Genomic DNA, 25,295 nt, shown 5'->3' with positions numbered 1-25,295 from the left:
GATCATGACTGGGACCATGCGCGCACCACGTACCCGGGGCCTGTTCAGCGGGACGCTGCTGGTGCTGCTGGGCCTGTGGGGCGGTCTGCTGCCCTTCGCCGGCCCGTACTTCGGCTTCGGGTTCGCGCCCGACGAGACCTGGGTCTACGACACCGACCGGCTCCAGCTCAGCATCGCGCCCGCGGCGGCCGTCGTGCTCGGCGGGCTGATCGTGCTCGCCGTCGCCAACCGCGCGTTCGCGATGTTCGGCGCCTGGCTCGCCGCGCTCGGCGGCGCCTGGTTCGCCGTCGGGCACTCCGTCGCCGCGCTGTGGGACGTCTCCGGCGTCGGCGCCCCCCTCGGCACGGGCGAGGAGCAGCGGATCGCCGAGCAGCTCGCCGGATTCACCGCGCTCGGCGTCGTCGTCGCGTTCCTCGCCGGCCTCGCCCTCGGCCGCTTCGCCGTGGTCGGCGCCCGCGAGGCGGCATGGGAGACGGCAGGGCCGCCCGAGTCCGGGCATACCGGTGCGAACACCACCCAGCCGCTCGTGTACGGGCGCTACGCGCGCGAGAACCCGCCCGGGCAGGCGCCGCCGCCACCGGGGCCGGGCGACCAGCAGGTCGCGGGTGAGCCCCGCTACGACCGCTAGCGCCCGCTCCGCTTCGCCGGCGCGCGGCGCGTCGCCCTCGGGCAGCCCTTTCACAGCGACGCGCCGCGGGCGACGGGAGACGCCGTCAGCGGTCGGGTGTGCGCATGTTGCGGACGGACTTGGTGGTCTCATAGCTGTGCCGCTCGTCGTCCAGCCGCACGTCGTCGCGGTCGGTGAACATGGCGACGAAGGCCACCAGGAGGCCGACACCGCCGATCCACGGCTCCCGCCATGCGAAGCTGAGCGCCACGCAGACGGCAGCACAGGAGATGAGCAGCAAGAGCTTCACGTCGCACCCCTCGACCCGCGCCCTGATGTCCGGGAGACCCCGGTCACTCCGGACTCGACCATGCACTCCACACGCGATCAGCGAGTAATGGAAGACTTACTCGCCGCCCGCAGAAAGCATCCTGACATGCCGCGGCCCGCCCGGGAAAGATCCCCGGCGGGCCGCATGCCGAATATTTCCGCTACTTGCGGCCCTTGCCGCGCTTCTCCCGGATCTTCATGGCGATGTCGAGGGGCGTCCCGTCGAAGCCGAACTCCTCGCGCAGCCGCCGCTCGATGAACCGCCGGTACCCCTCCTCCAGGAACCCGGACGTGAACAGCACGAACCGCGGCGGCCGCACCCCCGCCTGCGTCGCGAACAGCACGCGCGGCTGCTTGCCGCCCCGCACCGGGTGCGGATGCGAGTTCACCAGATCGGCGAAGAACTGGTTCAGCTTGGACGTGGGGACGCGGGTGCCCCAGCCGTCCAGGGCCGTCTCGATCCCCGGCACGAGCCTGTCCATGTGCCGGCCCGTCTTGGCGGAGATGTTCGCCCGCGGCGCCCACCGCGCGTGGTGGAGCTGCCGGTCGATCTCCCGCTCCAGGTAGTGGCGGCGCTCCTCGTCCAGCAGGTCCCACTTGTTGTAGGCGATGACCAGCGCCCGGCCCGAGTCGACCACCATCGAGATGATCCGCAGGTCCTGCTCGGCGAGCGGCTGGTCGGCGTCGACAAGGACCACCGCGACCTCGGCGCGCTCCAGCGCCGACTGGGTGCGCAGCGTCGCGTAGAAGTCGGCGCCCTGGTTCTCGCGGTGCCGCCGCCTGATCCCCGCCGTGTCGATGAACCGCCACGTCTTCCCGCCGAGCTCGATCAGCTCGTCGACCGGGTCGCGGGTCGTCCCGGCCACCGCGTCCACGACGGCCCGCTGCTCCCCCGCCAACTGGTTCAGCAGGCTCGACTTGCCGACGTTCGGACGGCCCAGCAGCGCGACCCTGCGCGGCCCGCCCGGCTCGCCGAACGTCTCCGGCGGAGCCTCCGCCGGCAGCGCCTCCAGCACTGCGTCGAGCAGGTCGCCGCTGCCGCGCCCGTGCAGGGCGCTGACCGGGTGCGGCTCGCCGATGCCCAGCGACCACAGCACCGCCGCGTCCGCCTCGGTGCCCATGTTGTCGACCTTGTTGGCGACCAGCACCACCGGCTTGCCGGACCGGCGCAGGATCTCCACCACGGCCTCGTCCACGTCGGTCGCGCCCACCGTCGCGTCGACCACGAACATCACGACGTCGGCCAGCTCGACCGCCAGCCGCGCCTGCTCGGCGATCGACGCGGCCAGCCCGGACGAGTCCGGCAGCCACCCGCCGGTGTCGACGACGGTGAACCTGCGGCCGCTCCACGTCGCGTCGTAGGCGACGCGGTCGCGGGTCACGCCCGGCACGTCCTCCACGACCGCCTCGCGGCGGCCGAGGATACGGTTGACCAGCGTGGACTTGCCGACGTTCGGCCGCCCCACCACCGCCACGACCGGCGCCGGGCCCGCGTCCTCGGGGACGTCCTCGACGACGTCCACGGTCTCGATCTCGTAATCGCTCACTATGACATCCCCGCGGGGGCCGTCAGGCCGCCCGCTCACTCATGCTCTTTGGCGAGGCGGACGATCGCCTCGATGACCTCGGCGAGGCTCAGCTCCGTCGAGTCGATCTCGTGCGCGTCGCCCGCCCTGGTCAGCGGCGACGCCTTGCGGGTGGAGTCGAGCCGGTCCCGGCGGGCCTGCTCGGCCTGCGTGACCGTCACCGACGCGCCCGGGTCGGCAGCGAGGTCCTTCGCGCGGCGCCGGGCCCGCGTCTCCTCGCTGGCCGTCAGGTACACCTTGACCGGGGCGTCCGGGGCGACGACCGTGCCGATGTCGCGTCCCTCCACCACGATGCCCCCGGCCCCGATGATCTCGCGCTGCAGCTCCACGAGACGGGCGCGGACCGCCGGGACGGAGCTGACCGCGCTGACCGCGTTCGTCACCTCGCGGGTGCGGATCGGCCCGGACACGTCCCGCCCGTCCACCGTGATCGCCGGCGCGTCCGGGTCGGTGCCGGACGCGATGGCCGGCTCCGGCGCGCGGGCCGCGACGGCGCCGCCGTCCTCGACCGGCACGCCGTTGTTCAGCATCCACCACGTCATGGCGCGGTACATCGCGCCGGTGTCCAGGTAGCGGAGCCCGAGTGCGCGGGCGACGCCCTTGGACGCGCTGGACTTGCCGGACCCGGAGGGGCCGTCCATGGCGATGACGAGCGGCACGATCGCTCCCTCTCTGTTCCGTTGAGACGCCCTCGGGCGCGGGCCGCGGGCGGATGGGGCGGCGCTCACCGCCGCGCCGGCGCGCAGGCGTCCCCGGACGGGCCCCGGCGAACCAGGCTACCGGCCCCGGCCCACTCCCCGCGCCGCCGCCCGCACGGCCGCACGGCCGCGCCGCGGGCCGCCGGCTAGCCGGGCACCGACCAGCCGCGGGCGCGCAGCTCGCCGGCCAGCCGTTCGGCCGCCTCCGGCACCACCGCCAGCTCCAGCACGCCCAGCGGGCGGCCCGGCGAATGCTCGATCGTCACGTCCTCGATGTTGACCCCCGCGATCCCCGCCGCCTGGAAGATCATCGCGAGTTCGCCCGGACGGTCCGGGATGACCACCTGGACGGTCGCGTACGCGGGCTGGTCGCCGCCGTGCTTGCCGGGGATGCGGGACCGGCCCGCGTTCCCGCGCAGCAGCAGGTCCGCCACATGGGCGGCGGCCTCCTCGCTGCCGTCGCGCAGCAGCGACGCGGCCACGGCGAGATCGGTCGCGACGGCCTCCAGCACGTCCGCGACCGGCGCGGAGTTCGCCGACAGGATCCCGATCCACAGCCGCGGGTCGCTGGCCGCGATCCGGGTGACGTCCCGGACGCCCTGCCCCGACAACCCGAGCGCCACGTCGTCCGCGCCCGTGAGGCGCGCGGCGACCGCCGCCGACACCACGTGCGGGCCGTGCGAGACCAGGGCGACGGCCCGGTCGTGCTCGGCGGCGTCCACCGCCACCGGCATCGCGCCGCACGCCTTCGCGAGACCCGTGACGACCTCCACCGTCTCCGGCGTCGCCTCCGCGGGCGCGCACAGCGCCCACGGGCGGCCGAGGAACAGGTCCGCCCGGGCGGCGCCCGGCCCCGACCGCTCACTGCCCGCCAGAGGATGACCCCCCACGAACGTCGTCAGATCGCAGCCGAGCTCGGCGGCCTGCGCCAGCGGCAGCGCCTTCACGCTCGCCACATCGGTGTAGGCGGTCGCGAGGCCGCGTTTCTGCGCGTCCAGCAGCGTCACCGCCACCGCCGCCGGCGGCACCGCGAGCACCGCCAGATCGGCGGGCTCCGCGTGCGCCCCGTCCGCCAGCGCCTCGCCGGCGCCCAGCTCGACCGCCAGCGCCAGCGCCGCCGCGTCCCGGTCGGTCAGCAGCACCTCCGCGCCGCGCTCCCGCATCGCCAGGGCGATCGACGTCCCGATCAGCCCCGTCCCGACCACGATGATGCGCCGCGCCACCACGTCCTCACTCACGCCGGTCACCCTACTGCGCCCTCCCTGCCGAGCCCCTGCGCATGCCTCGCTCCGCCCGGCCCTACTGGGCGATGTCGAGGCGGAGGGCCGTGGCGCCGCGCAGGTAGACGTGCTGGACGTCCGAGCGGGGACGTCCGGTATCGATGTGCGCCATCAGCCGGATCACCCGCGGCAGCGAGCCGGGGACGGCGATCTCCGACGCGCACAGCAGCGGCACCTCGTGGAAGCCGAGCTTGCGGGCGGCCAGCGCCGGGAACTCCGCCGTCAGGTCCGGCGTGGTCGTGAAGATCACACTGATGACGTCGTCGGTGCTCAGCTCGTTGCGGGACATCACCTCGGCGACCAGTTCCGTCGTCGCCTCCAGGATCTGGTCCCGGTCGTCGGCCTCGACCTGCGTCGCCCCGCGGACCGCGCGTACCGTCACAGCCGTTTCCCTCCTCGTGTCCGCCGGCCTACAGCCCGACGGCCTTGTACAGCTCGCCGACCTCCCGCACCGACAGCGCCCGCATCGTGCCCGGCGCCAGCGACCCCAGCCTGATCGGCCCGAACTCTATTCGGGCGAGCTGCTGGACGGGGAATCCGACCTCCTTCAGCAGCCGCCGGACGATGTGCTTGCGCCCCTCGTGCAGGGTGATCTCGACCAGCACGCGCCTGCCGACCTGGTCGAAGACCTTGAACTTGTCGGCCTTGGCGGGGCCGTCGTCCAGCGTCACACCGGCCCTCAGCCGCTTGCCGAGGTCCCGCGGGATCGGCCCGTGGATCTCGGCGAGGTAGGTCTTGTAGACCCCGTAGCTCGGGTGGGTGAGGCGGTGCGACAGCTCGCCGTCGTTGGTGAGCAGGATGAGGCCCTCGGTGTCGGTGTCCAGCCGGCCGACGTGGAACAGCCGCTCCGGCACCTCGACGTAGTCGGCGAGGGACTTGCGGCCCCGCTCGTCGGACATCGTGCTCACCACGCCGCGCGGCTTGTTGATCGCGTAGTAGCGCATCTCGGAGCGGGTCTCGACCCGCATGCCGTCCACATGGATGACGGCGTGCTCGGGGTCGACGCGTTCACCGAACCGGAACACCTTCTCCCCGTCGACGGTGACGCGGCCCTCGCCGATCAGTGCCTCGCAGTGGCGGCGGCTGCCGATCCCGGCCTCGGCCAGGACCTTCTGCAGCCGCACGCCCTCTTTCTCGCTCACGTGTCCTCAACTATGTCGTCTGGAAGGTCGTCGGGCAGGAAGGGGGCGAGCTCGGGCAGCTCGTCGAGGTCGCGGAGCCCGAGCCGCTCCAGGAAGTACCCGGTGGTGCGGTACAGGTGCGCCTGCGACTCGGGATCCTGCCCGGCGTCCTCGATCAGGCCGCGCAGCGTCAGGGTGCGCATCACCCCGTCGCTGTTGACGCCGCGGATCGCCGAGACGCGGGCACGGCTCACCGGCTGCCGGTAGGCGACGACGGCGAGCGTCTCCAGCGCGGCCTGCGTGAGCCGCGCCTGCTGCCCGTCGGTGACGAACCGCTCCACGACCGGGGCGCAGACGTCCCGGGTGTAGAAGCGCCAGCCGCCGGCCACCTCCCTGAGGTCGAACCCGCGGCCCTGCCCGGTGTATTCCGCGGCCAGCTCCCGCAGCGTCTCCGCGACCTCGCCGCGGGGGTGTTCCAGCAGCTGCGCGAGCGTCATCTCGGTGACGGGCTCGTCCACCACCAGCAGGATCGCCTCGATCGAGGCGCGCAGCCCCGGAAGCTCCGGCGCGTCCGCGCCGGGTTCCTCAGTCATCGTCTCCCTCGTCCCTCTGGTCCTTCTCGCCGTTCCGGCCGGCGTCGTCCTTCTTGGCGACGCCCTCGTAGTCGTCGCCGACCTCGACGTCGCCCTCGTCGGCGCCGACCCACGTCACGTGCAGGTCCCCGAGGGGCTCCAGCTGCTCGAACGTGACGTTCTGGTCCCGGTAGAGCTCCAGCAGCGCCAGGAACCGCGCGACGACCTCGTAGGTGCCCTCGGCGTCGGCGGCGAGGACGCGGAACGTCGTCCGGCGGAGCCGGCGGAGCCGTTCCACGACGATCGCCGCCTGCTCGGTGACGCTGGCCTTCGGCTGGTAGATGTGCTCGACGGAGACCGACGGCGGCTCCTTGGGCGTGAAGGCCCTGGCGGCGACGCGGGCGAACTCCTGGGGCCCGAGGCCGAGCAGCACCTCCGGCAGCAGGTTCGCGAACCGCGGCTCCATCGGCACGATTCGCGGGAACCGGCGGCTCGCATCGGCGATCCGCCCCGCGAACACCCGCGCGACCTCCTTGTAGGCGCGGTACTGCAGAAGCCGCGCGAACAGCAGGTCGCGGGCCTCCAGCAGGGCCAGGTCGTCCTCGTCGTCGACCTCGCCGGACGGCAGCAGCCGCGCGGCCTTGAGGTCCAGCAGGGTCGCGGCGACGAGCAGGAAGTGGCTGGCCTGGTCGAGGTCCCAGTCCTTGCCGTGGGAGTGGATGTGCGCGATGAAGTCGTCGGTGACCTTGTGCAGCGACACCTCGGTGATGTCGAGCTTGTGCTTGGAGATCAGCCCGAGCAGCAGGTCGAACGGCCCCTCGAAGTTGTCCAGGTGGACGCGGAAACCCTGCTCCTCCCCGGTCTCCTGCCCGGCCCCCCGCTGCGGCTCCGGCGACGTCTCGTCCACGTCGCTCACGGTAGCGGAGGTCGCCTCCCGCGCTGTGCTCACCGGCCATATCGTCCCACGCGCGGCGCGCGCTCGCACCACGGGCGGTCACGAGCGGTGACGGCACGGGCGCCGGCGCCCCTACCGCCCGGTCATCCGCGCGACGAGGTCCTCCGCCTCCGCCTCGGTGTACTGCCCGGAGATCATCACCATGCCGCCTGTGATGGGGCCGCCGGACACCGAGGGCGCCGAGACGACCTTCCCGCCGACGATCATCGCGATCCGCCGGCCCGGGGCGCCCGCCGGCTGCTCGGCGGCCTTGCCGGTCAGCCGCCCGAACGCGGCCCCGTCGGAGGGGGTGAGCTCCAGCTGGACCGACCAGCTGGTCTGCCCGGTCTCCGGCCCGGGGGGCACCGCCTCGATGCGCTCGACCCGGTCGACGATCATGCGTTCCGGGCCGAGCCGCAGGCAGGCGCCCTCGGTGTCCGGCACGGTCCCGGCCCCGCAGGGCGGCTGGGAGGTCTCCGCGACCTGCTGGAACGTCATCGGCTCGCGCAGGTCCGCTGGGCCTTCCCCGACGCGGGTGACATCGCGGATGACCAGGAACACCGCGGTGCCCGCCAGCAGCACCCCGAGCGTCAGGAGGGCGACGACGATCACCACCCGTTTCCCGGCCGCGCGATCCGTCGGTGGACCGGCGGGCGGCGGCGGGAACGCCCCGAAGGGCGGCTCGTACGGCGGGCCGGGAGGGGGCGGGGGACCGGGGGGCTGGGTCACGGGGGTGTCCGGTTCGTCAGGGGCCGCCGCCGGAGAGGCGGCGTACCAGGGTGCTGTGCTCACCGTGCGCGTCGAAATCGGCGATCATCGCGGCGACGGCCTCGCGGACGAGGCGGCCGCGGTCGACGGGCAGGCCGTGCTCGCCGCGCAACGTCAGGCGGAGCTGCTCCAGCGCGAACAGCTCATCGGAGGAGATATAGACCGTGATCTTGGAGTCGTGGCGCTGCCGCCCGGTGGGAAGCCGGGGCGGCTGCGGCCCGGGCGGCCGCACGGCCGGGGACGAACGGAAGATCTCCTCGACACCGGGCAGCCTTACCCGACGTGCGCCCACCTTCCGAGCACCTCCCGCGCCAGACCCCGGTATGCGTTCGCTCCCATCGAGTTCGGGTCGAAGAAGGTGATCGGCTCCCCGGCGACGGTCGCGTCGGGAAACCGTACCGTGCGGTTGATGACCGTGTGGAACACCTGGTCGCCGAAGGCCTCGACGATGCGTCCGAGGACCTCGCGGGTGTGCAGGGTGCGCGAGTCGTACATGGTGCCGAGGACCCCGTCGATGACGAGGTCCGGGTTGATCCGGCCCTGCACCTTCTCGATGGTCTCCATCAGCAGCGCGACGCCGCGCATCGCGAAGTACTCGCACTCCAGCGGTATCAGCACGCCCTCGCTGGCGGCCAGCGCGTTGACGGTGAGCAGGCCGAGCGACGGCTGGCAGTCGATGAGGATGTAGTCGTAGTGCGGGACGGCCGACTTCAGCGCCCCCTGCAGGATGTACTCGCGGCCGACCTCGTGGACGAGCTGGACCTCCGCGCCGGACAGGTCGATGTTGCTCGGCAGCAGGTCCATCCCGTCGACACCGGTCTCGATGACGATGTCCTCCCACTCGGTGTCGCGTTCGAGCAGCAGGTTGTGGATCGTCACGTCGAGCTGGCGCGGGTCGCCCTTGCCCAGGCCGACCGACAGGGCGCCCTGCGGATCGAAGTCGACGAGCAGGATGCGGCGGCCGTACTCGGCGAGCGCCGCGCCCAGGTTGATGGTCGTGGTGGTCTTGCCGACGCCGCCCTTCTGGTTGCAGACGGCCACGATCCGCGCCGGCCCGTGCTCGGCCAGAGGTTCCGGTTCCGGGAACACCGGCACGGGTCGCTGAGTGGGCCCGAGGGCCCTGCTCGGATCGGTCTCTATGGCGGCGGAGGAGAGGACTCCATCCGCACCGTTAGTGCTGGTCACCAGATCCCTCCCCGGCGGCCCGGAAATGCCATCCAGAACGGGGACTCTAGGCCCGCCGAACCCGCGTCTCAAGCCGACGCGCGCCGAACGTCGCGATTTGTCGACACTCAGGTCCGCCCGTTTTGTCCCCGCGGGTGCCTGTTTCGCGGCCCGCCGGGACGGCTCCGTCAGCTCCGCGCACGCGGATGCGAGGTGGCGTAGACCTCGCGCAGCAGCTGGACGGTCACCAGCGTGTAGACCTGGGTCGTGGTCACTGAGGCGTGCCCGAGAAGCTCCTGGACGACGCGGACGTCGGCCCCGCCGTCCAGCAAATGAGTCGCGAACGAGTGCCGCAGCGTGTGCGGGGACACCTCCGACAGGTGCGCCCGGTCCGCGGCGGCGCGCAGCACCATCCACGCGCCCTGCCGCGACAGCCGCCCGCCGCGCGCGTTCAGGAACAGCGCCGGGCCGCCCCGCCCCGCCCCGGCGAGCTCGGGACGCGCCCGCACCAGGTAGGCGTCCACGGCCTCACGCGCGTAGTCGCCGATGGGCACCACCCGGGCCTTGCCGCCCTTGCCGGCCACACGGGCGAACCCGTCCCGCAGGTCGAAATCGTCGACGTCCAGGCCGACGGCCTCGGAGATGCGCGCCCCCGACCCGTACAGCAACTCCAGCAGCGCCCGGTCGCGCAGGCCCCGCGCCGTGCCGGGGTCGCCGCCGGACGGGCCGGCGGCCGCGGCGAGGAGCCGCTCGACCTCCTCCAGCGAGATCGCCTTGGGCAGCCTCCGCGGCGGCGTCGGCGGCTTGACGTCGTGCGCGGGGTCGCCGGCGGCCATGCCCTCGCGCAGCGCGAAACGGTGCAGCCCCCGGACGGCGGCGAGCGCCCGGGCCGCCGACCCCGCCGACAGCGGCGGATGGTCCTCGTCGCCCTCCCGCAGGCTCACCAGGTACGCGCGGACGTCGTCCTCGGTGATCTCGCCGACGGCCGCACGGCCCCGCCCGTCCTGGACCCGCACATAGCGGCGCAGGTCACGGCGGTAGGAGCTGAGGGTGTTGGCGGCCAGGCCCCGCTCGACGGCGAGGTGCCCCAGATAGGTGCGCACGGCCGAACCGAGCGCGGAACCGCCGGCGTCGTCCACGGCGGGCCGCGCGGTGCTCCGGGGAGTGGGGCTCGGGGACAGTGCGGCACCTCATTCCGGCGGTGGCTGCGGGGACCCGCCCATCATGCCCCCTCGCGCCGCGGACGGTGGCCTCATCCGGGTCAGGTCTCCGGCGCGTCGACCGGACGCAGCCCCGCGAACCCGGACGCGCGGGCCGCATGCACGGCCAGCACCCCCATACAGGCGATCATGTTGTGCAGGTCGCCTGCCAGCGCCTTGCGGACCGCGTCCTCCAGCGGCACCCACACGACCGGCATGTCCGCCTCCTCGTGGACCCGCTCGAAGTCGATCAGGTCGGCGGGCACCTCGGTGACGCCGCGGGCCAGGAAGATGCGGACGCGCTCGTCGGTCATCCCGGGCGACGGGTACACGTCCAGCAGCGTGTCCCAGCGCTCCGCGCGGTACCCGGACTCCTCCAGCAACTCCCGCTCGGCGAGCTTGTGCAGGGGCTCGCCGCCGACGTCCCGCAGCCCGGCGGGCGCCTCCCACAGCAGCCGTCCCACGGGATGGCGGTACTGGCGCAGCAGCAGCACCCGGTCGCGGTCGTCGAGGGCGATGACGCCGACGGAGCCGATGTGCTCGATCACGTCGCGGCCGACGACCTCGGTGCCGTCGCCGCGCGGCATCTCGACCCGGTCGCTGCGGACGCCGAACACGTGTCCGCGGTAGACCGTGGACTCCGCCACGACCCGCCACCGCTCGGGACTGTCGCGGACGTCGTCCGGACCGAGGTCCCCCGCGGGGCTCATGAGACGGTCACGTTCCCCGCCTCGTCCTCGCCCCTGCCCTCGCGATCGTCCGCGTAGTCGAGGGACGCGGCGATCAGGCCGGTGAACAGCGGGTGCGGACGCGTCGGCCGGGACCGGAACTCCGGATGCGCCTGCGTGCCGACGAAGAACGGGTGCCGGTCGCGCGGCAGCTCCACGTATTCGACGAGGCGGCCGTCGGGCGACAGGCCGGAGAACCACAGTCCCGCCTCCGCCAGCCGGTCCCGGTAGGCGTTGCTGACCTCGTAGCGGTGCCGGTGCCGCTCGGACACCTTGGCCTCCCCGTACAGTCCCCGGACCACCGACCCCTCGGCGAGGTCGGCCGGGTAGAGGCCGAGCCGCATCGTCCCGCCCATGTCGCGCTCGCCGGCGACGACGTCGAGCTGGTCGCTCATCGTGGCGATGACGGGGTCGGCGGTGGTGGCGTCGAACTCGGCGCTGCCGGCGTCGGCGAGCCCGCCGAGCGTCCGCGCCGCCTCGATCACCATGCACTGCAGGCCGAGGCAGATGCCGAGCAGCGGGACGCGGTTCACGCGGGCGTGCCGGACCGCGCCGATCTTGCCCTCGATGCCGCGGACCCCGAACCCGCCGGGCACGAGCACGCCGTCGACGCCGTCCAGCTCCCGCTTGGCGCCCTCCGGGGTCTCGCAGTCGTCGCTCTTGACCCAGCGGATGTGGACCTTCGCGTCGTTGCCGAAGCCGCCGTGCCGCAGCGCCTCGGTGACCGACAGGTAGGCGTCGGGCAGGTCGATGTACTTGCCGACCAGCGCGATCGTCACCTCGCGGGCCGGCTTGTGGACGCGCCGCAGCAGCTCGTCCCAGGCGCCCCAGTCGACGTCGCGGAACGGCAGATCCAGGCGGCGCACCACGTAGGCGTCCAGGCCCTCGGAGTGCAGCACCTTCGGGATGTCGTAGATGCTGGCGGCGTCGACGGCCGACACGACGGCCTCGCGGTCCACGTCGCACATGAGGCTGATCTTGTGCTTGAGCCCGTCGGTGATCGGCCGGTCGGAGCGGCACACGATCGCGTCGGGCTGGATGCCGATGGAGCGCAGCGCCGCGACCGAATGCTGCGTCGGCTTGGTCTTCAGCTCCCCGGACGGCCCGATGTAGGGCAGCAGCGACACGTGCAGGAAGAAGCAGTTCTCCCGGCCGATCTCATGCCGGATCTGCCGCACCGACTCCAGGAACGGCAGCGACTCGATGTCGCCGACCGTCCCGCCCACCTCGGTGATGACGATGTCGACCTCGTTGTCGGCCGCCATCCCGATGATCCGGTCCTTGATCTCGTTCGTGATGTGCGGGATGACCTGGACGGTGTCGCCGAGGTACTCCCCGCGCCGCTCCTTCGCGATCACGTTGGAGTAGACCTGGCCGGTGGTGACGTTCGCCGACCCGTGCAGCTCGGTGTCCAGGAACCGCTCGTAGTGCCCGATGTCCAGGTCGGTCTCGGCGCCGTCGTCGGTGACGAACACCTCGCCGTGCTGGAACGGGTTCATCGTCCCGGGGTCGACGTTGAGGTAGGGGTCGAGCTTCTGCATGGTGACCCGGAGCCCGCGGAGGGTGAGAAGCCTCCCGAGGCTGGACGCCGTCAGTCCCTTGCCGAGGCTGGAGGCGACACCGCCGGTGACGAAAAGATGTTTGGTAGGCCGTGCTCTACCGGTAACTGCCGAAGGCAAGAAGAGCTCCCGTGGTCGCTGCGAGGCGGACGTGCTCACTGTCCACGGGCTCTCAGAATAACAGTCGACGCACCATGTTCGCCCAGCGGACCACCCCAGCCCCACCCACCGTCACAAACGCCCCAACACCCCCACCAGGCACAGGGCCGCCCGCACCCGCCTGAACCCCGCCGCACTCACCAGCCGGATCAGCACGCACCAACACCGGCCACCGCCCCGCACCCACACCGCGCACCGGGCACCCGGCACCCGGCACCGGGCCGCACCCATACCGCGCACCGGGCACCCCACACCGGACACCGGACACCGGGCCGCACCTACATCGGGCACCGGGCCGCACCTACACCAGCCACTGCCTCAGCCCGCAACGACCCGAACCGTCGCGATCGCGACCGAAGGCAGGTTTCGAGCGAAGCAAGAAACCTGATCGCGCAGCGAGCCGCCAGGCGAGTTCGGAGCGATGCAGCGATCGCACCGCAGTTCCCGCCGAAGGGAGGGCCCTCCAGGGCCCGACCGCCAAGGGAACTGCAATTAAAGCCTGGGAGTGGCCGCGGTGGGCATGATGGTGCGCAGCTGGCGGGTCAGCTCGTCGATCAGGGAGCGGGCCTGGTCGGCTGCGGTGCGGGCGGCGTCGCGTTCCTGGGACAGTTCGGCGATCTGCGCGCGCTGTTCGGTGACGGCCTGCGCGAGCTGGTCGACCCACTGGTCGCGCTCGGCGAGCTTCTCGGCGACGGCGTCGCGCTCGGCGGCCATCTGCCGCATGCCCGCCACGGCCTTGTCGCGCTCGCGCCCGGCCTGGTCGGCCCGGCCGCGTGCCAGGGTCAGCTCGGACTCGGCGCGCGCCTGGGCCTGGACGGCGGCCTCGCGGCCCCGCTCGGCCGACTCCCTGGCCTTGGCGCTGCCGTCGCGTTCACGCTCGGCCTTCTTGGCGGCCTCCAGCGACTGTGAGGCCGTGTCGAGGGCCTGCTGGCGCTCGGCCTCGGCGGCCTCGGCCCGTGCCGCGGTCTCCTGGGCGCGCCGCTCGGCCTCTTGCGCCCGGCGCTCGGAGTCCTGGGCGCGGCGCTCGTTCTCCTGGGCGCGGCGTTCGGCGACCTCGGCGCGGCGGCGGGACTCGTCGGCCTCGTTGCCGGCCGCGACGATGGCGTGCTGCAGGTTCTGCGCGGTCATCTCGGCGTCGGTGACCTTGGCGCGCAGCGCCGACAGTTCGGCGTGCGCGGCCTCCAGGCCCCGCGACAGTTCCGAGGCCTGCTCGGCGACGCGGTCGCGTTCGGCCTCGGCGGAGCGGCGGCCGGCGACGGCGTCCTCGACGGCGCGCAGCGCGTCGTCGCGGGCTTCGCTCATGGCGTCGCGCTGCTGGATCGCCTGCCGGACGGTGGCCTCGGCCTCCGCGACCCGGCGTTCGGCCGCCTCGACCTGGGCCTGCACCTGCTCCATCTGCGCGCGGGTCTGCTCGGCCTGCGCGCGCGCCTGGTCGGCCTGGATACGCGCCTGCTCGGCCTGGTTGCGCGCCTGGTCGGCCTGGGCGCGTCCCTGCTGGGCCTGGTTCCAGGCGGCGGCGGCGTCCCGCTGCGCGTTCTCCTTCTCGGTCTGCAACGCGGCGATCTGGGCGACGGCCTCGTTCTGGACCTCGGCGACGCGGCGGTCGGCGTCGGCGAACTGCCGCTCGGCCTCGACCGCGCGGCGGTCGGCCTGCTCGGCCTGGCCGCGGGCGCGCTGCACCTCGCCCCACGCGGCGGCCGCGTCCCGCTGCGCGTTCTCCTTCTCCGCCTGGACGGCCGCGACCTGCGAGGAGACCTCGTTCTGGGCGTCGCCGAGACGTCGTTCGGCCTCCACGGCGCGGCGCTCGGCCTGCTCGGCCTGGCCGCGGGCCCGCTGCACCTCGCCCCACGCGGCGGCCGCGTCGCGCTGCGCGGCCTCGCGCTCGGCCGCGATGGCCGCGACCTGCGAGGCGATCTCGCTCTGCACCTCGTTGACCTTGCGTTCCCCGGCGGCGAGGGCGTCGCCGATGAGGTCGGCCATCTGGCGGAGCCGCTCCACCATGTCCCAGGGCTGGGCCTCGGGCTGCTCCAGCTCGGGACGCACCAGCTCACCGGTGCGGCCGTGCCGGCCCTGCTGACCCGTCTGGGGCGGCTGGGGCGGCTGGCCGGCCTGGTGGGGCTGACCGGCTTGGGGCGGCTGCTGCGCGGCCGGGCCGGGCAGCGCGGGCTTCGACATCTGGATCGGCTGCTGGGCGGCCGGGACCGGCGCCTCGGGCGCGCGGTTCGGGTCGCGCCCCATGGCGGTCCAGGGGGACCCCGCGTCCGGGACTCCGCGGGAACCGCCCGATCCGTTCAGCTCACTCACTGCTCTCCTCGCCTCACGGCTCGGTGCCACGTGAACGCCATGGCTCTGCTCGTCATGGCTCTGCTCGTCGTGATCGCGGCGCTGCCCGCCTGGCGGCTCGTCATTTCGCTCACGTGTCTCCTCGCCTGGCGGCGCCCGGCCGCGTTCGCGGGGGTCGGTGTGCACATTCCGCTCGCTCCGCCACCGGCCCTGAGCCTCGTCGCTTCGCTCACTGAAGGCACTCTAGTCCCGACCAGCGGAACCTTTGCCCAGTTTGGGGTTTACTTTCTTGATCCTCACGAGGTATCCGCGCACGCAGGACGCCTGGTCGCGCCCGGTTCACGGCCTGCACAGGCCAGTGTGCCGGGTGCCGCGGGTCACATCCGGTGGAACGGCCGAACGGGTGGGACAATCGCACCCCATGGAGCTTCGCACCCTTTATCCGCCCGTCGAGCCCTACGAGTCCGGACTGCTCGACGTCGGCGACGGCAACCGCGTCTACTGGGAGGTCTGCGGCAATCCGGAGGGCAAGCCGGCGGTGATGCTGCACGGCGGGCCGGGCGCCGGGTGCAGCCCGGCGCACCGAAGGCAGTTCGACCCGGAGGCGTACCGGATCGTCCTGTTCGACCAGCGCAACTGCGGGCGGAGCCTGCCGCACGCGATGGATCCGGAGGTGTCGCTGGAGGCGAACACCACCTGGAATCTGGTCGCCGACATGGAGCGGCTGCGCGAGCACCTGGGCATCGAACGCTGGCTGGTGTTCGGCGGGAGCTGGGGCAGCGCGCTGTCGCTGGCGTACGCGCAGACCCATCCGGAGCGGGTGACCGAGCTGGTGCTGCGCGGCATCTTCACGCTGCGGCCGTTCGAGCTGTACTGGTTCTACCAGGAGGGCGCGTCGCTGCTGTTCCCCGATCTGTGGGAGAAGTACGTCGAGCCGATCCCCGAGGACGAGCGGGAGGACCTCATCTCCGCGTTCCGCGAGCGGCTCGCCTCCCCGGACCGCGACGTGCGCGTCGCGGCGGCGAAGGCGTGGGCGACCTGGGAGGGTTCGACGATCACCCTGCTGCCGGACGCAGAACTGGCCGGCGGGTTCGGCGAGCCGGACTACGCGGTGGCGTTCGCCCGCATCGAGAACCACTACTTCGTCAACGAGGGGTTCTTCGAGGACGAGCAGCTGATCCGTGACGTGGACCGGATCCGCCACATCCCGGCCGTGATCGTTCAGGGCCGCTACGACGTGTGCACGCCGGTCGCGACGGCGTGGGATCTGCACCGCGCGTGGCCCGAGGCGGAATTCCACATCGTGGACGACGCCGGCCACGCCTACAGCGAGCCGGGCATCCTGCACCATCTGATCGAGGCGACGGACCGCTTCGCCGGGAAACGACACCCGGCGTAACACACCGTTCGCAGATGGCCAGATAAATCGGACATGTCGCAATGCCAGGGTCGGCGGGTCCGGAATCCCGGCCGGGGACGGTGTTCGTATCGTGCCCCGGCCGGCGAATACGCGTCCGAAACCCCCGATTTCTTACCTCTGAGCTATCAGAGCCTTACCGTCCGGTAACTGAACCTGCCCCTTGAAGGTCAGTAGGTGCGACCTCCCAGCACCCGCCTCAACGCCTTGCCCCACACCCGCCCCAGGGTGCCCGCGACCGCACGACCTCGCCCGATGCGGGGTGACGTTCGCCGCACCCAAGGCGTTCACATTGAATTTGAGTGACTTACCTCACACAACCGATACACAAAACCCCTCGCGAGGCCACGACAAAACATTAAGGTGGCGTTCAGGAAGCGTCCTGGCGCAGCCGCCCGCTCGGGCGGCAGTACCTCCTGCGTAGCACGGGGAAATGCGGACGACCGCCCGCGCGGGCCCGCTCGGAATTGCACTGAATTCGACAAAGCCTATTACCCTACCCAGTGCGGCAAGGCGCTAAACATCTCGCAGATAACATTCCTCTGCGATCACGGTGCGAGATTCGCTAAGTTGCCTGGACATGGCAGCGCAACCCCTGGAATCACCGACCCGACGCCCGGACGTGAACGAGACGAACGCGGACGTGCAACTCCAGGAGCCGAGCCTCGCCGACGGCCCGGAGCTTTGGCGGATGGCCCGGGACTCACGCGTCCTGGACGTCAACTCGCCGTACAGCTACACGCTCTGGTGCCGCGATTTCCCGGACACTTCAGTGGTGGCGCGCGACGCCGGCGCCCCCTGCGGTTTCATCACCGGCTACGTCCGCCCGTCCCGGCCCGACACGTTCTTCGTGTGGCAGGTCGCCGTCGACCACGACCACCGCGGCCAGGGCCTGGCCCGCCGCATGCTCGACAACCTCGCCGACCGGCTCGTCCCCCGCGGCCACCGGTTCATGGAGGCCACGGTCACGCCGGACAACACCGCCTCCACCGCTATGTTCGAGTCGTTCGCCCGGGACCGCGGGTGCGAGCTCGCCCGCAGCCCGCTGTTCGGCGCGGAGCACTTCCCCGAGGGGGGACACGAGCCCGAGGTGCTCTTCCGGATCGGCCCGATCACCGACGCGAACTGATCCACTCCACTCCCCCGTCCGCTCCCCCACACCAACCTGCCTGGAGGCAGACATGGACGTTTTCGCCCGCCTGGAATCGGAAGTCCGCGGCTACTGCCGAGGCTGGCCCACGGTGTTCACCACCGCGCGCGGCAGCCACATGACCGATGAGAACGGGAAAAGCTACCTGGATTTCTTCGCCGGCGCCGGAACCCTCAACTACGGGCACAACAACCCGCAGCTGAAACGCCGGCTGATGGACTATCTCGCGAGCGACGCGATCGTGCACAGCCTGGACATGTACAGCTCGGCCAAACGGGAGTTCCTGGAACGGTTCAACGAGTACGTGCTCCAGCCGCGGGCGCTCGACTACAAAATCCAGTTCCCCGGCCCTGCGGGCAACAACTCGGTCGAGGCCGCCCTGAAACTCGCCCGCAAGTACACCGGCCGCGAGACGGTCGTCAGCTTCACCAACGCGTTTCACGGCATGACGCTCGGCGCGCTCGCCGTCACGGGGAATTCGATGAAGCGCACCGGGGCCGGCGTGCCGCTCGGGCACGGCGTCGCGATGCCCTACGACAACTACCTGGACGGCAGGACGCCCGACTTCCTGCTGTTCGAGACGATGCTGGAGGACAGCGGCAGCGGCCTCGACAAGCCCGCCGCCGTCATCGTGGAGACCGTCCAGGGCGAGGGCGGCATCAACGTCGCCACCGCCGAGTGGCTGCGCGGCCTGCAGGACCTGTGCCGCCGGCAGGACATCCTGCTCATCGTCGACGACGTGCAGATGGGCTGCGGCCGCACCGGGTCCTTCTTCAGCTTCGAGGAGGCCGGGATCACCCCGGACATCGTCTGCCTGTCCAAGTCGCTCAGCGGCTACGGGCTGCCGTTCGCGATCACGCTCATGAAGCGGGAGCTGGACGTGTGGGAGCCGGGCGAGCACAACGGCACCTTCCGCGGCTTCAACCCCGCGTTCGTCACCGCCGTCGCCGCGCTGGAGGACTACTGGACCGGCGACGACATGGAGAAGCAGACCCTCGCCAAGGGCCAGCAGGTCCAGACGGCGCTGGAGTCGATCGCGCTCGCGCACGCCGGCGCCGTCGACTCCGTCCGCGGCCGCGGCCTGGCATGGGGCCTGGTGATGCACGACGCCGAGATGGCGCCGAAGGTGTGCGCCGAGGCGTTCGAGCGCGGGCTGCTGATGGAGACCTCCGGCCCGGAGGGCGAGGTGGTCAAGCTGCTGCCGCCCCTCACCACGACCGAGGCCGAACTGGGCCAGGGCCTGGAGATCATCGCGGACTCGCTGGAGGCCGTCCGCCAGAAGGTCGCCGTCTGAGCCGGACGACCTGAGCGAACCCCCGCCCGAACCGCCGGGCCCCGCGCGGGCCCGGCGCCGGGCACAGCCGGAAAGAGGAGATTCATGATCGTTCGTTCCCTTGACGAGATCATCGGCACCGAGCGCGACGTGCAGGCACCGACGTGGTGCAGCCGCCGGTTCGTGCTCGCCAAGGAGGGCGTCGGCTTCTCGATGCACGAGACGATCCTGTACGCGGGAACCGAGACCAGGATGTGGTACGCGAACCACGTCGAGGCCGTCTACTGCATCGAGGGCCAGGGAGAGCTGACCAACGACGAGACGGGCGAGAAGCACAAGATCGAGCCGGGCGTGATGTACCTGCTGGACGAGCACGAGCACCACACCCTGCGGGCTCACACGGACGTGCGGACCGTCTGCGTGTTCAACCCGCCGGTCACCGGCCGGGAGGTCCATGACGAGAACGGTGTGTACCCGCTGCTGACAGAGGAGGACGCATGAGCATCATCGAGTCCCATCCGACCATCGGCGACGCCTACCCCACCCGGAAGGGCGTCGAGGCGGCGCTGCTGTACCGGCAGGACCCTGTCGTGCACGGCGCCGCGGAGGACGGGCCGATCGACGGTGCGACGCTCGACTCGTTCGAGGCCGACGGATTCCTGTCCGTCGACCAGCTCATCTCCCCGGAGGAGGTCGAGGACTACCGCGCCGAGCTGCGCCGGCTGTCCTCGGACCCGCGGATCCTGGCCGACGAGCGCACGGTCACCGAGCGCGGTTCGGACGAGGTCCGCTCCATCTTCGAGATCCACAAGATCAGTGAGGTCTTCGACCGGCTCGTGCGCGACCCCCGCGTCGTCGGCCGGGCCCGGCAGCTCCTTGGCTCCGAGGTCTACGTCCACCAGAGCCGGGTGAACTACAAGCCGGGGTTCAGCGGCAAGGACTTCTACTGGCACTCGGACTTCGAGACCTGGCACGCCGAGGACGGCATGCCGCGGATGCGCGCGGTGAGCATATCCATCGCGCTCACCGAGAATTTCGTGCACAATGGCGGGCTAATGATTATGCCTGGCTCGCACAAGACCTTCGTGGCCTGTGTCGGGGAGACCCCGGACGACCACTACAAGGAGTCCCTGCGCGGACAGGAGATCGGGACGCCCGATCCCAACAGCTTGTCGATCCTTGCCGAAAAACACGGGATTGAGCTGTTCACAGGGCCGGCGGGCTCTGCGACCATGTTCGACTGCAACTGCATGCACGGCTCGAACGGCAACATCACCCCGTTCCCGCGCTCCAACGTGTTCATCGTCTTCAACAGCGTCGAGAACACCTGCGTCGAGCCCTTCTCGGCGCCCGCCCCGCGTCCGGAGTTCATCGGTGCCCGCGACTTCACCCCCGTGGGCGGCTGAATGAACACAACAATTCGATAACCCCGACCCATCCTGCTCCCGCGCCCGCGGGGGGCCGTAGCGGCTCCCCGCGGGCGCGGGAGCACACCCATCCAGGAGTTCGATGATGACTTCCTCGAGACGTGACTTCCTGCGCACCGCCGTGCTGCTGTCCGCCGCGGTACCGCTGGCCGCGGCGGGCTGCTCCACGACGGATCCGGAAGAGGAGCTCGCCGGCGGCGGGACGCTGGCGAAGGCCAAGAGTGCAGGCTCGATCACCGTCGGCTTCGCCAACGAGGCGCCCTACGGCTACACCGACAAGTCCGGCAAGCTGACCGGTGAGGCGCCCGAGCTGGCGCGCGTCATCTTCAAGAAGCTCGGGATCGACGAGGTCAAGGGCGTCCAGGTCGACTTCGCCGGCCTGATCGCCGGGCTCAACGCCAGGCGGTTCGACACGATCGCCGCCGGCATGTTCATCACGCCGGAGCGCTGCGCCTCCGCGGCGTTCGCCAACCCCGAGTACGTCGCCAAGAGCGCCTTCATGGTCAAGGAGGGCAACCCCGAGGGCCTGAAGACCGCCGAGGACCCGGGCAAGAAGGGCGTGAGGGTCGGCGTGCTCACCGGCGCCGTCGAGGCCGGCTACGCCGAGAGCACCGGGGTCAAGAAGGACGACATCAAGACCTTCGCCGACCAGGCCAGCGCCTTCGAGGGCCTCAAGGCCGGCCGCATCGACTGCATCTGGCTGACCCGCATCTCCCTGGCCGACCTGCTGTCCAAGCACGAGGGCGAGGGCTACGAGGTGACCGAGGCGTTCACGCCGGTCATCGACGGCAAGGAGCAGCTCGGCGCCGGCGCGTTCGCGTTCCGCAAGGCCGACGCGGACCTGCTGAAGGCGTGGAACGACGAGCTCGCGAAGCTGAAGCAGGCGAACCAGCTTCTGCCGGTCCTGCAGCCGTTCGGGTTCACCGAGGCGGAGATGCCCGGGCCGGACGACACCGCGGCGAAGTTCTGCAAGGGCTGATCCCGGGTGACGGACGTCCTCGAGAGCTACCCCCAGTGGCTCGATGGCGCGTGGCTCACCTTCCGGCTCACCGTGTTCGGCGGCGCGCTCGCGCTGGTGCTCGCTTTGATCTTCGGTCTCGCGGGCGCCTCGCGGCACGCCGGGGTACGCGTCCTGAACAGGGTGTACGTGGAGTTCTTCCGCGGTAACGCGACCCTGGTGCTGCTGTTCTGGTTCTTCTACGCGCTGCCCCTGATCGGGCTGCGGTTCACCACGATCGTGGCGGCCGTGCTGGCACTCGGCCTGAACGTCGGCGCCTACGGCGCCGAGGTGGTCCGCGGCTCGATCAAGGCGGTGCCGAAGGCCCAGTACGAGGCGACGGTGGCGCTGAACTTCACGCCGTTCCAGCGGATGCGGCGGGTCCTGCTGCCGCAGGCCTTCGCGCTGATGCTGCCGCCCTTCGGCAACCTGATCATCGAGCTGATGAAGGGGACGGCCATCGTGTCCCTGGTCGGCCTGGTCGACCTGACCCGCGTCTCGAAGAACATCCAGGGCAGCAGCGGGGAGACCATCGCGGCCTTCTCGGTGGCCTTGATCCTCTACTTCGTGATCGCGCAGGTGCTGCAGCTGTTCGTCCGCTACGCCGAGCGGCGCGTGGACCGGATGCTGGGCCGCAAGCTTCCCACTGAGCCGTCGCTCAGCACGATCGCGGCCGGTGCTCCCGGAGCGGGGGTGGCGAGCTGATGACCTGGAACTGGGAATACACGGGCGAGATCCTTCCCGAGTTGCTGGACGGGCTGCGCTACACCGTCATCGCGACGCTGGTCGGCTACGTGCTCGCCCTGCTCCTGGGCCTGGTGTGGACGCTGCTGCGCCGCACGCCGTACACGGCCGTCAACCAGACGGTCCGGTGGGTCACGGAGTTCATCAGGTCGACGCCGCTGATCCCGCAGCTGTACTTCGTCTTCTTCGTCCTGCCCGCCTGGGGCATCACGATCGGACCGCTGACGGCGGGCATCATCACGCTCGGCGTCCACTACTCGACCTACACGGCGGAGGTGTACCGGGCAGGCATCGCCGACGTCCCGAAGGGGCAGTGGGAGGCGTGCACGGCCATCAACCTGCCGAAGTCGCGGGTGTGGCTGGACGTGATCCTGCCGCAGGCGATCCGCCGGGTGATCCCGACGCTGGGCAACTACCTGATCGCGATGTTCAAGGACTCGCCGATGCTGTTCGCGATCAACGTCGCGGAACTGCTCTTCGCCGCCAACAAGGTGGGGTCGGTGAACGGGCAGTTCCTGGAGCCGATGACGATGGTCGGCCTGTTGTTCGTCGTGGTCAGCGTCATATCCTCGATACTGGTCCGCCGCTTGGAGAGGCGTTATGCCACCAACTGACACCACACCGGAAGCCCCGACGCCCCAGGACCCGGAGGGCGATCCGACCCCGAAGGGCGTCGCGGCCGATGAGAGCGCCTCCACGGAGAAGGACGTCCCGACGGAGAAGGGCGTCTCCACGCAGAAGGGCGACGTGCAGAAGGGCGGGCCCGCCGCGGAGCTTCCGCGCGGCGGCGCGCCGGGCATCCGCTTCGAGAAGGTGGTCAAGCGGTTCGGCCACAACGTCGTGCTCCGCGAGCTCGACTTCAACGTGGAGCCCGGCGAGCGGGTGACGCTCATCGGGCCGAGCGGGTCGGGCAAGACCACCATCCTGCGGCTCCTGATGACGCTGGAGACCCTCAACGAGGGCGTCATCTGGATCGGCGACGACACGCTGTGGCACATGGAGCGCGGCGGCAAGCGCGTCCCGGCCAACCAGAAGCACCTGCACGAGATGCGCAAGCAGGTCGGCATGGTGTTCCAGCAGTTCAACCTGTTCCCCAACATGAACGTGCTGCGCAACCTCACCGAGGGGCCGGTGCGCGTGCTGGGGGTGTCCAAGGACGAGGCGTTCGAACGCGCCAGGGACCTGCTGGAGCTGGTCGGCCTCGCCGACAAGATCAACGCTCATCCGTCCCAGTTGTCGGGCGGCCAGCAGCAGCGGGTGGCGATCGCGCGGGCGCTCGCCATGCAGCCCCGTGTGCTGCTGCTGGACGAGGTCACCTCGGCCCTGGACCCCGAGCTCGTCGTCGGCGTCCAGGACCTGCTGCGCGACATCGCCCGGCAGAGCGATCTGACCATGCTGTGCGTCACCCACGAGATGGCCTTCGCCAAGGACATTTCCGACCGGGTCCTGATGTTCGACCAGGGCCAGATCGTCGAGGAGGGTCCCCCGGACCAGATCTTCGGCGAGCCGGCCGAGCAGCGCACCCGGGACTTCCTGCAGGCGGTCCTGGCTTCGTGACCGAACGGCCCTGAACCGGCCTCCCGCAGGCGGCCCGTCGCCCGCGTCCCCGTCGCCCCGGGGGCGCGGGCGGCTTTTCGCCGGTCTCGCGATCAACCCGCCATCGAGAGCACCGAACGCCATTCGGTACCGTGGCCGGGTGAATCGTGGAGGGGCGAGGGTGCAGTGATGGGCACATCGATCGTGGGGCTCGGGATGACCGAGCTCGGCAAGGTCTACGGGCGCAGCCCGCGGCGGCTCGCCGCCGACGCCGTCCGGCTCGCCGTGGCCGACGCGGGGCTGACGCTCGGCGACCTGGACGGGCTGCTGGTCAGCCACGGCCTGGGCGGCTCTCCGGGCATCGAGCTGGCGGGCACGCTCGGGCTCCGCGACCTGCGGCTGCTCTCGCTCATGAACGCGTTCGGCGCGACCGCCGGCGCGATGCTGGCGCACGCGGCGATGTCGGTGCTGAGCGGCTCGGCGACGACCGTCGCCTGCGTGTTCGCCGACGCGCCGCTGAAGCCGCAGAAGCCGGCCGGTTCGGCGTACGACCGCGACGCCCGCGAATGGTACGGGTTCAGCGGGATGACGGCGGCGCTCGGGCTTCGCAGCGTCAACTCGTTCTACGCCCTCGCCGCCCAGCGGCACATGACCCGCTACGGCACCACCAGCGAGCAGCTCGGCGCGATCGCCGTCTCGACCCGCGAGTGGGCCTCCCGCAACCCGCTCGCCCAGATGCGCGAGCCGATCACGCTCGCCGACCACCAGGAGTCGCGGTGGGTGTCGGAGCCGCTGCACCTGCTGGACTGCTGCCTGGTCTCCAACGGCGCGATCGCCGTCATCGTCACGAGCGCCGACCGGGCCCGCGACCTCGCCCGTCCGCCCGTCCACCTGTGGGGCTGGGGGCAGGGACACCCCGGGCACCGCAAGGAGCGCGGCAGCGAGTTCGGCCTGACGACCGGCGCGGTCTCCTCCGGGGCGACGGCGATGAAGATGGCGGGGATCACGCCGTCCGACGTCGACGTGTGCGAGCTGTACGACTGCTACACCTACACGGTCCTGGTGTCGCTGGAGGACTACGGGTTCTGCGCGAAGGGCGAGGGCGGCGCGTTCGCCGCGTCGGGCGCGCTCGGCCCCGGCGGGTCGCTGCCGACCAACACCGGCGGCGGCCAGCTCTCGGCGTACTACATGTGGGGCATGACGCCGCTGTCGGAGGCCGTGATCCAGGCGAGAGGGGACGGCGGCGGGCGGCAGGCCCCGTCCAACGACGTGATCCTCGTCAGCGGGAACGGCGGCATCCTCGACCACCACTCCACGCTCATCGTCAGCCCGCACGAGAAGGGGGACCGGGCATGAACATCGGAGTCCTGCGGCGGGACGGCCGCACCGACCCGTTCTTCGACGGCGCCGCCGCCGGGCGGCTCGTCATCAGGCGCTGCGAGGCGTGCGACCGCTGGTTCGCGCCGGATGAGGCCGGCTGCCACGGCTGCGGGAACGAGGACCTCGGCTGGGCCGAGGCGAGCGGCGAGGCGACCCTGGTGACCTGGACCGTCACCCATTCCCGGGACGCCGGGCAGCCCCCTGCCCACCTGGCGCTGGTCGAGCTGGCCGAGGGCCCCTGGCTGCACACCCGCCTGGACGGCGTCGACCCGGCGTCCCTGCGCGAGGGCCTCCCCGTCCGGGCGGCGTTCGTGCACCCGGACGAGGGCGAGTCCTACGTCCTGTTCCACCCCTAGACCGAACGCCATTCGGTCCGTTAGCGT

At 71.5% G+C, this 25,295-nt stretch carries 27 protein-coding genes; 12 read left to right on the top strand and 15 right to left on the bottom strand.

Annotated features, from left to right (window positions below):
• Window positions 1–4 precede the first annotated feature (4 nt).
• Complete coding sequence (locus AB0C35_RS19505; protein ID WP_358457590.1) at window positions 5–628, top strand: hypothetical protein; 624 nt, start codon at window positions 5–7, stop codon at window positions 626–628.
• 85 nt (window positions 629–713) lie between these two features.
• Here AB0C35_RS19505 and AB0C35_RS19500 read toward each other — a convergent pair whose 3' ends face one another.
• From AB0C35_RS19500 to AB0C35_RS19430, 15 genes are all read right to left on the bottom strand, one after another.
• Entirely contained in the window at window positions 714–917 is a 204-nt protein-coding gene (locus AB0C35_RS19500; RefSeq protein WP_358457587.1) for a hypothetical protein, read from the bottom strand.
• Between the two features lie 181 nt (window positions 918–1,098).
• Entirely contained in the window at window positions 1,099–2,484 is a 1,386-nt protein-coding gene (gene der / locus AB0C35_RS19495; protein ID WP_358457584.1) for a ribosome biogenesis GTPase Der, read from the bottom strand.
• A 35-nt stretch (window positions 2,485–2,519) separates the two neighbouring features.
• Complete coding sequence (gene cmk, locus AB0C35_RS19490; protein WP_358457581.1) at window positions 2,520–3,182, bottom strand: (d)CMP kinase; 663 nt, start codon at window positions 3,180–3,182, stop codon at window positions 2,520–2,522.
• A 185-nt stretch (window positions 3,183–3,367) separates the two neighbouring features.
• A complete protein-coding gene (locus tag AB0C35_RS19485) occupies window positions 3,368–4,459 on the bottom strand; it encodes a prephenate dehydrogenase (protein ID WP_358457579.1) in 1,092 nt (363 codons plus the stop codon).
• 61 nt (window positions 4,460–4,520) lie between these two features.
• Entirely contained in the window at window positions 4,521–4,883 is a 363-nt protein-coding gene (gene aroH, locus AB0C35_RS19480) for a chorismate mutase (protein ID WP_358457577.1), read from the bottom strand.
• 28 nt (window positions 4,884–4,911) lie between these two features.
• Complete coding sequence (locus AB0C35_RS19475; RefSeq protein WP_358457575.1) at window positions 4,912–5,643, bottom strand: pseudouridine synthase; 732 nt, start codon at window positions 5,641–5,643, stop codon at window positions 4,912–4,914.
• Complete coding sequence (gene scpB, locus AB0C35_RS19470; RefSeq protein ID WP_358457573.1) at window positions 5,640–6,215, bottom strand: SMC-Scp complex subunit ScpB; 576 nt, start codon at window positions 6,213–6,215, stop codon at window positions 5,640–5,642. The genes AB0C35_RS19475 and scpB overlap by 4 nt, the downstream gene beginning before the upstream one ends.
• Window positions 6,208–7,101 carry a segregation/condensation protein A gene (locus AB0C35_RS19465; protein ID WP_358457826.1) on the bottom strand — a complete coding sequence of 298 codons (894 nt, stop codon included), beginning with the start codon at window positions 7,099–7,101 and terminating at the stop codon, window positions 6,208–6,210. Before AB0C35_RS19465 ends, scpB begins: the two co-directional genes overlap by 8 nt.
• Before the next feature lie 120 nt (window positions 7,102–7,221).
• The gene (locus AB0C35_RS19460) at window positions 7,222–7,857 is read right to left on the bottom strand and encodes a hypothetical protein (RefSeq protein WP_358457570.1); all 636 of its coding nucleotides are present in this window, start codon (window positions 7,855–7,857) and stop codon (window positions 7,222–7,224) included.
• A gap of 16 nt (window positions 7,858–7,873) precedes the next feature.
• The gene (locus AB0C35_RS19455) at window positions 7,874–8,149 is read right to left on the bottom strand and encodes a hypothetical protein (protein WP_358457823.1); all 276 of its coding nucleotides are present in this window, start codon (window positions 8,147–8,149) and stop codon (window positions 7,874–7,876) included.
• A gap of 20 nt (window positions 8,150–8,169) precedes the next feature.
• The gene (locus AB0C35_RS19450) at window positions 8,170–9,036 is read right to left on the bottom strand and encodes a ParA family protein (protein WP_358457821.1); all 867 of its coding nucleotides are present in this window, start codon (window positions 9,034–9,036) and stop codon (window positions 8,170–8,172) included.
• A 212-nt stretch (window positions 9,037–9,248) separates the two neighbouring features.
• Window positions 9,249–10,163 (bottom strand): site-specific tyrosine recombinase XerD, encoded by a 915-nt coding sequence (locus tag AB0C35_RS19445; protein ID WP_358457568.1) that lies wholly within the window; start codon window positions 10,161–10,163, stop codon window positions 9,249–9,251.
• 158 nt (window positions 10,164–10,321) lie between these two features.
• Window positions 10,322–10,969, bottom strand: coding sequence for an NUDIX hydrolase (locus AB0C35_RS19440; RefSeq protein ID WP_358457565.1), 648 nt, complete (start codon window positions 10,967–10,969; stop codon window positions 10,322–10,324).
• On the bottom strand, window positions 10,966–12,666 hold the full coding sequence (locus AB0C35_RS19435; RefSeq protein WP_358457562.1) for a CTP synthase: 1,701 nt from the start codon (window positions 12,664–12,666) through the stop codon (window positions 10,966–10,968). The genes AB0C35_RS19440 and AB0C35_RS19435 overlap by 4 nt, the downstream gene beginning before the upstream one ends.
• Window positions 12,667–13,197: 531 nt before the next feature.
• Complete coding sequence (locus AB0C35_RS19430; RefSeq protein ID WP_358457559.1) at window positions 13,198–15,009, bottom strand: hypothetical protein; 1,812 nt, start codon at window positions 15,007–15,009, stop codon at window positions 13,198–13,200.
• Between the two features lie 400 nt (window positions 15,010–15,409).
• Here AB0C35_RS19430 and pip point away from each other — a divergent pair, with 400 nt between their 5' ends.
• The 11 genes from pip (at window position 15,410) to AB0C35_RS19375 (ending at window position 25,268) form a co-directional block, all read left to right on the top strand.
• Window positions 15,410–16,387, top strand: coding sequence for a prolyl aminopeptidase (pip, locus tag AB0C35_RS19425; RefSeq protein WP_358457556.1), 978 nt, complete (start codon window positions 15,410–15,412; stop codon window positions 16,385–16,387).
• A 598-nt stretch (window positions 16,388–16,985) separates the two neighbouring features.
• Complete coding sequence (gene ectA / locus AB0C35_RS19420; RefSeq protein ID WP_358457553.1) at window positions 16,986–17,534, top strand: diaminobutyrate acetyltransferase; 549 nt, start codon at window positions 16,986–16,988, stop codon at window positions 17,532–17,534.
• Between the two features lie 52 nt (window positions 17,535–17,586).
• Window positions 17,587–18,849 (top strand): diaminobutyrate--2-oxoglutarate transaminase, encoded by a 1,263-nt coding sequence (gene ectB, locus AB0C35_RS19415; RefSeq protein WP_358457550.1) that lies wholly within the window; start codon window positions 17,587–17,589, stop codon window positions 18,847–18,849.
• 84 nt (window positions 18,850–18,933) lie between these two features.
• Window positions 18,934–19,329: an ectoine synthase gene (locus tag AB0C35_RS19410; RefSeq protein ID WP_358457547.1), complete on the top strand. Its 396-nt coding sequence runs from the start codon at window positions 18,934–18,936 to the stop codon at window positions 19,327–19,329.
• Window positions 19,326–20,234, top strand: coding sequence for an ectoine hydroxylase (thpD, locus tag AB0C35_RS19405; RefSeq protein WP_358457545.1), 909 nt, complete (start codon window positions 19,326–19,328; stop codon window positions 20,232–20,234). The genes AB0C35_RS19410 and thpD overlap by 4 nt, the downstream gene beginning before the upstream one ends.
• Before the next feature lie 106 nt (window positions 20,235–20,340).
• Window positions 20,341–21,234, top strand: a complete 894-nt coding sequence (gene ehuB / locus AB0C35_RS19400; protein WP_358457542.1) for an ectoine/hydroxyectoine ABC transporter substrate-binding protein EhuB — start codon at window positions 20,341–20,343, stop codon at window positions 21,232–21,234.
• 6 nt (window positions 21,235–21,240) lie between these two features.
• On the top strand, window positions 21,241–21,957 hold the full coding sequence (ehuC, locus tag AB0C35_RS19395) for an ectoine/hydroxyectoine ABC transporter permease subunit EhuC (RefSeq protein ID WP_358457540.1): 717 nt from the start codon (window positions 21,241–21,243) through the stop codon (window positions 21,955–21,957).
• Window positions 21,957–22,610, top strand: coding sequence for an ectoine/hydroxyectoine ABC transporter permease subunit EhuD (gene ehuD / locus AB0C35_RS19390; protein ID WP_358457538.1), 654 nt, complete (start codon window positions 21,957–21,959; stop codon window positions 22,608–22,610). The genes ehuC and ehuD overlap by 1 nt, the downstream gene beginning before the upstream one ends.
• A complete protein-coding gene (gene ehuA / locus AB0C35_RS19385; protein ID WP_358457536.1) occupies window positions 22,597–23,553 on the top strand; it encodes an ectoine/hydroxyectoine ABC transporter ATP-binding protein EhuA in 957 nt (318 codons plus the stop codon). Before ehuD ends, ehuA begins: the two co-directional genes overlap by 14 nt.
• 168 nt (window positions 23,554–23,721) lie before the next feature.
• Window positions 23,722–24,888, top strand: coding sequence for a thiolase family protein (locus AB0C35_RS19380; protein ID WP_358457534.1), 1,167 nt, complete (start codon window positions 23,722–23,724; stop codon window positions 24,886–24,888).
• Entirely contained in the window at window positions 24,885–25,268 is a 384-nt protein-coding gene (locus AB0C35_RS19375; RefSeq protein WP_358457532.1) for an OB-fold domain-containing protein, read from the top strand. The genes AB0C35_RS19380 and AB0C35_RS19375 overlap by 4 nt, the downstream gene beginning before the upstream one ends.
• The last annotated feature ends 27 nt before the right edge of the window (window positions 25,269–25,295 follow it).

Origin of the sequence: Spirillospora sp. NPDC048819 (assembly GCF_040650055.1) — a bacterium.
Classification (GTDB): domain Bacteria; phylum Actinomycetota; class Actinomycetes; order Streptosporangiales; family Streptosporangiaceae; genus Spirillospora.
Note: the sequence above shows the minus strand (reverse complement) of the source record. Positions and strands in the feature narration are given on the sequence as shown.

Excerpts from the sequence above, each read along its gene's own strand:
- ectA (WP_358457553.1), top strand. The coding sequence starts at position 16,986 with ATGGCAGCGCAACCCCTGGAATCACCGACCCGACGCCCGGACGTGAAC.
- AB0C35_RS19375 (WP_358457532.1), top strand. The coding sequence starts at position 24,885 with ATGAACATCGGAGTCCTGCGGCGGGACGGCCGCACCGACCCGTTCTTC.
- thpD (WP_358457545.1), top strand. The coding sequence starts at position 19,326 with ATGAGCATCATCGAGTCCCATCCGACCATCGGCGACGCCTACCCCACC.
- AB0C35_RS19410 (WP_358457547.1), top strand. The coding sequence starts at position 18,934 with ATGATCGTTCGTTCCCTTGACGAGATCATCGGCACCGAGCGCGACGTG.
- AB0C35_RS19505 (WP_358457590.1), top strand. The coding sequence starts at position 5 with ATGACTGGGACCATGCGCGCACCACGTACCCGGGGCCTGTTCAGCGGG.
- ehuD (WP_358457538.1), top strand. The coding sequence starts at position 21,957 with ATGACCTGGAACTGGGAATACACGGGCGAGATCCTTCCCGAGTTGCTG.
- AB0C35_RS19380 (WP_358457534.1), top strand. The coding sequence starts at position 23,722 with ATGGGCACATCGATCGTGGGGCTCGGGATGACCGAGCTCGGCAAGGTC.
- ectB (WP_358457550.1), top strand. The coding sequence starts at position 17,587 with ATGGACGTTTTCGCCCGCCTGGAATCGGAAGTCCGCGGCTACTGCCGA.
- pip (WP_358457556.1), top strand. The coding sequence starts at position 15,410 with ATGGAGCTTCGCACCCTTTATCCGCCCGTCGAGCCCTACGAGTCCGGA.
- AB0C35_RS19440 (WP_358457565.1), bottom strand. The coding sequence starts at position 10,969 with ATGAGCCCCGCGGGGGACCTCGGTCCGGACGACGTCCGCGACAGTCCC.
- ehuA (WP_358457536.1), top strand. The coding sequence starts at position 22,597 with ATGCCACCAACTGACACCACACCGGAAGCCCCGACGCCCCAGGACCCG.
- ehuB (WP_358457542.1), top strand. The coding sequence starts at position 20,341 with ATGACTTCCTCGAGACGTGACTTCCTGCGCACCGCCGTGCTGCTGTCC.
- scpB (WP_358457573.1), bottom strand. The coding sequence starts at position 6,215 with ATGACTGAGGAACCCGGCGCGGACGCGCCGGAGCTTCCGGGGCTGCGC.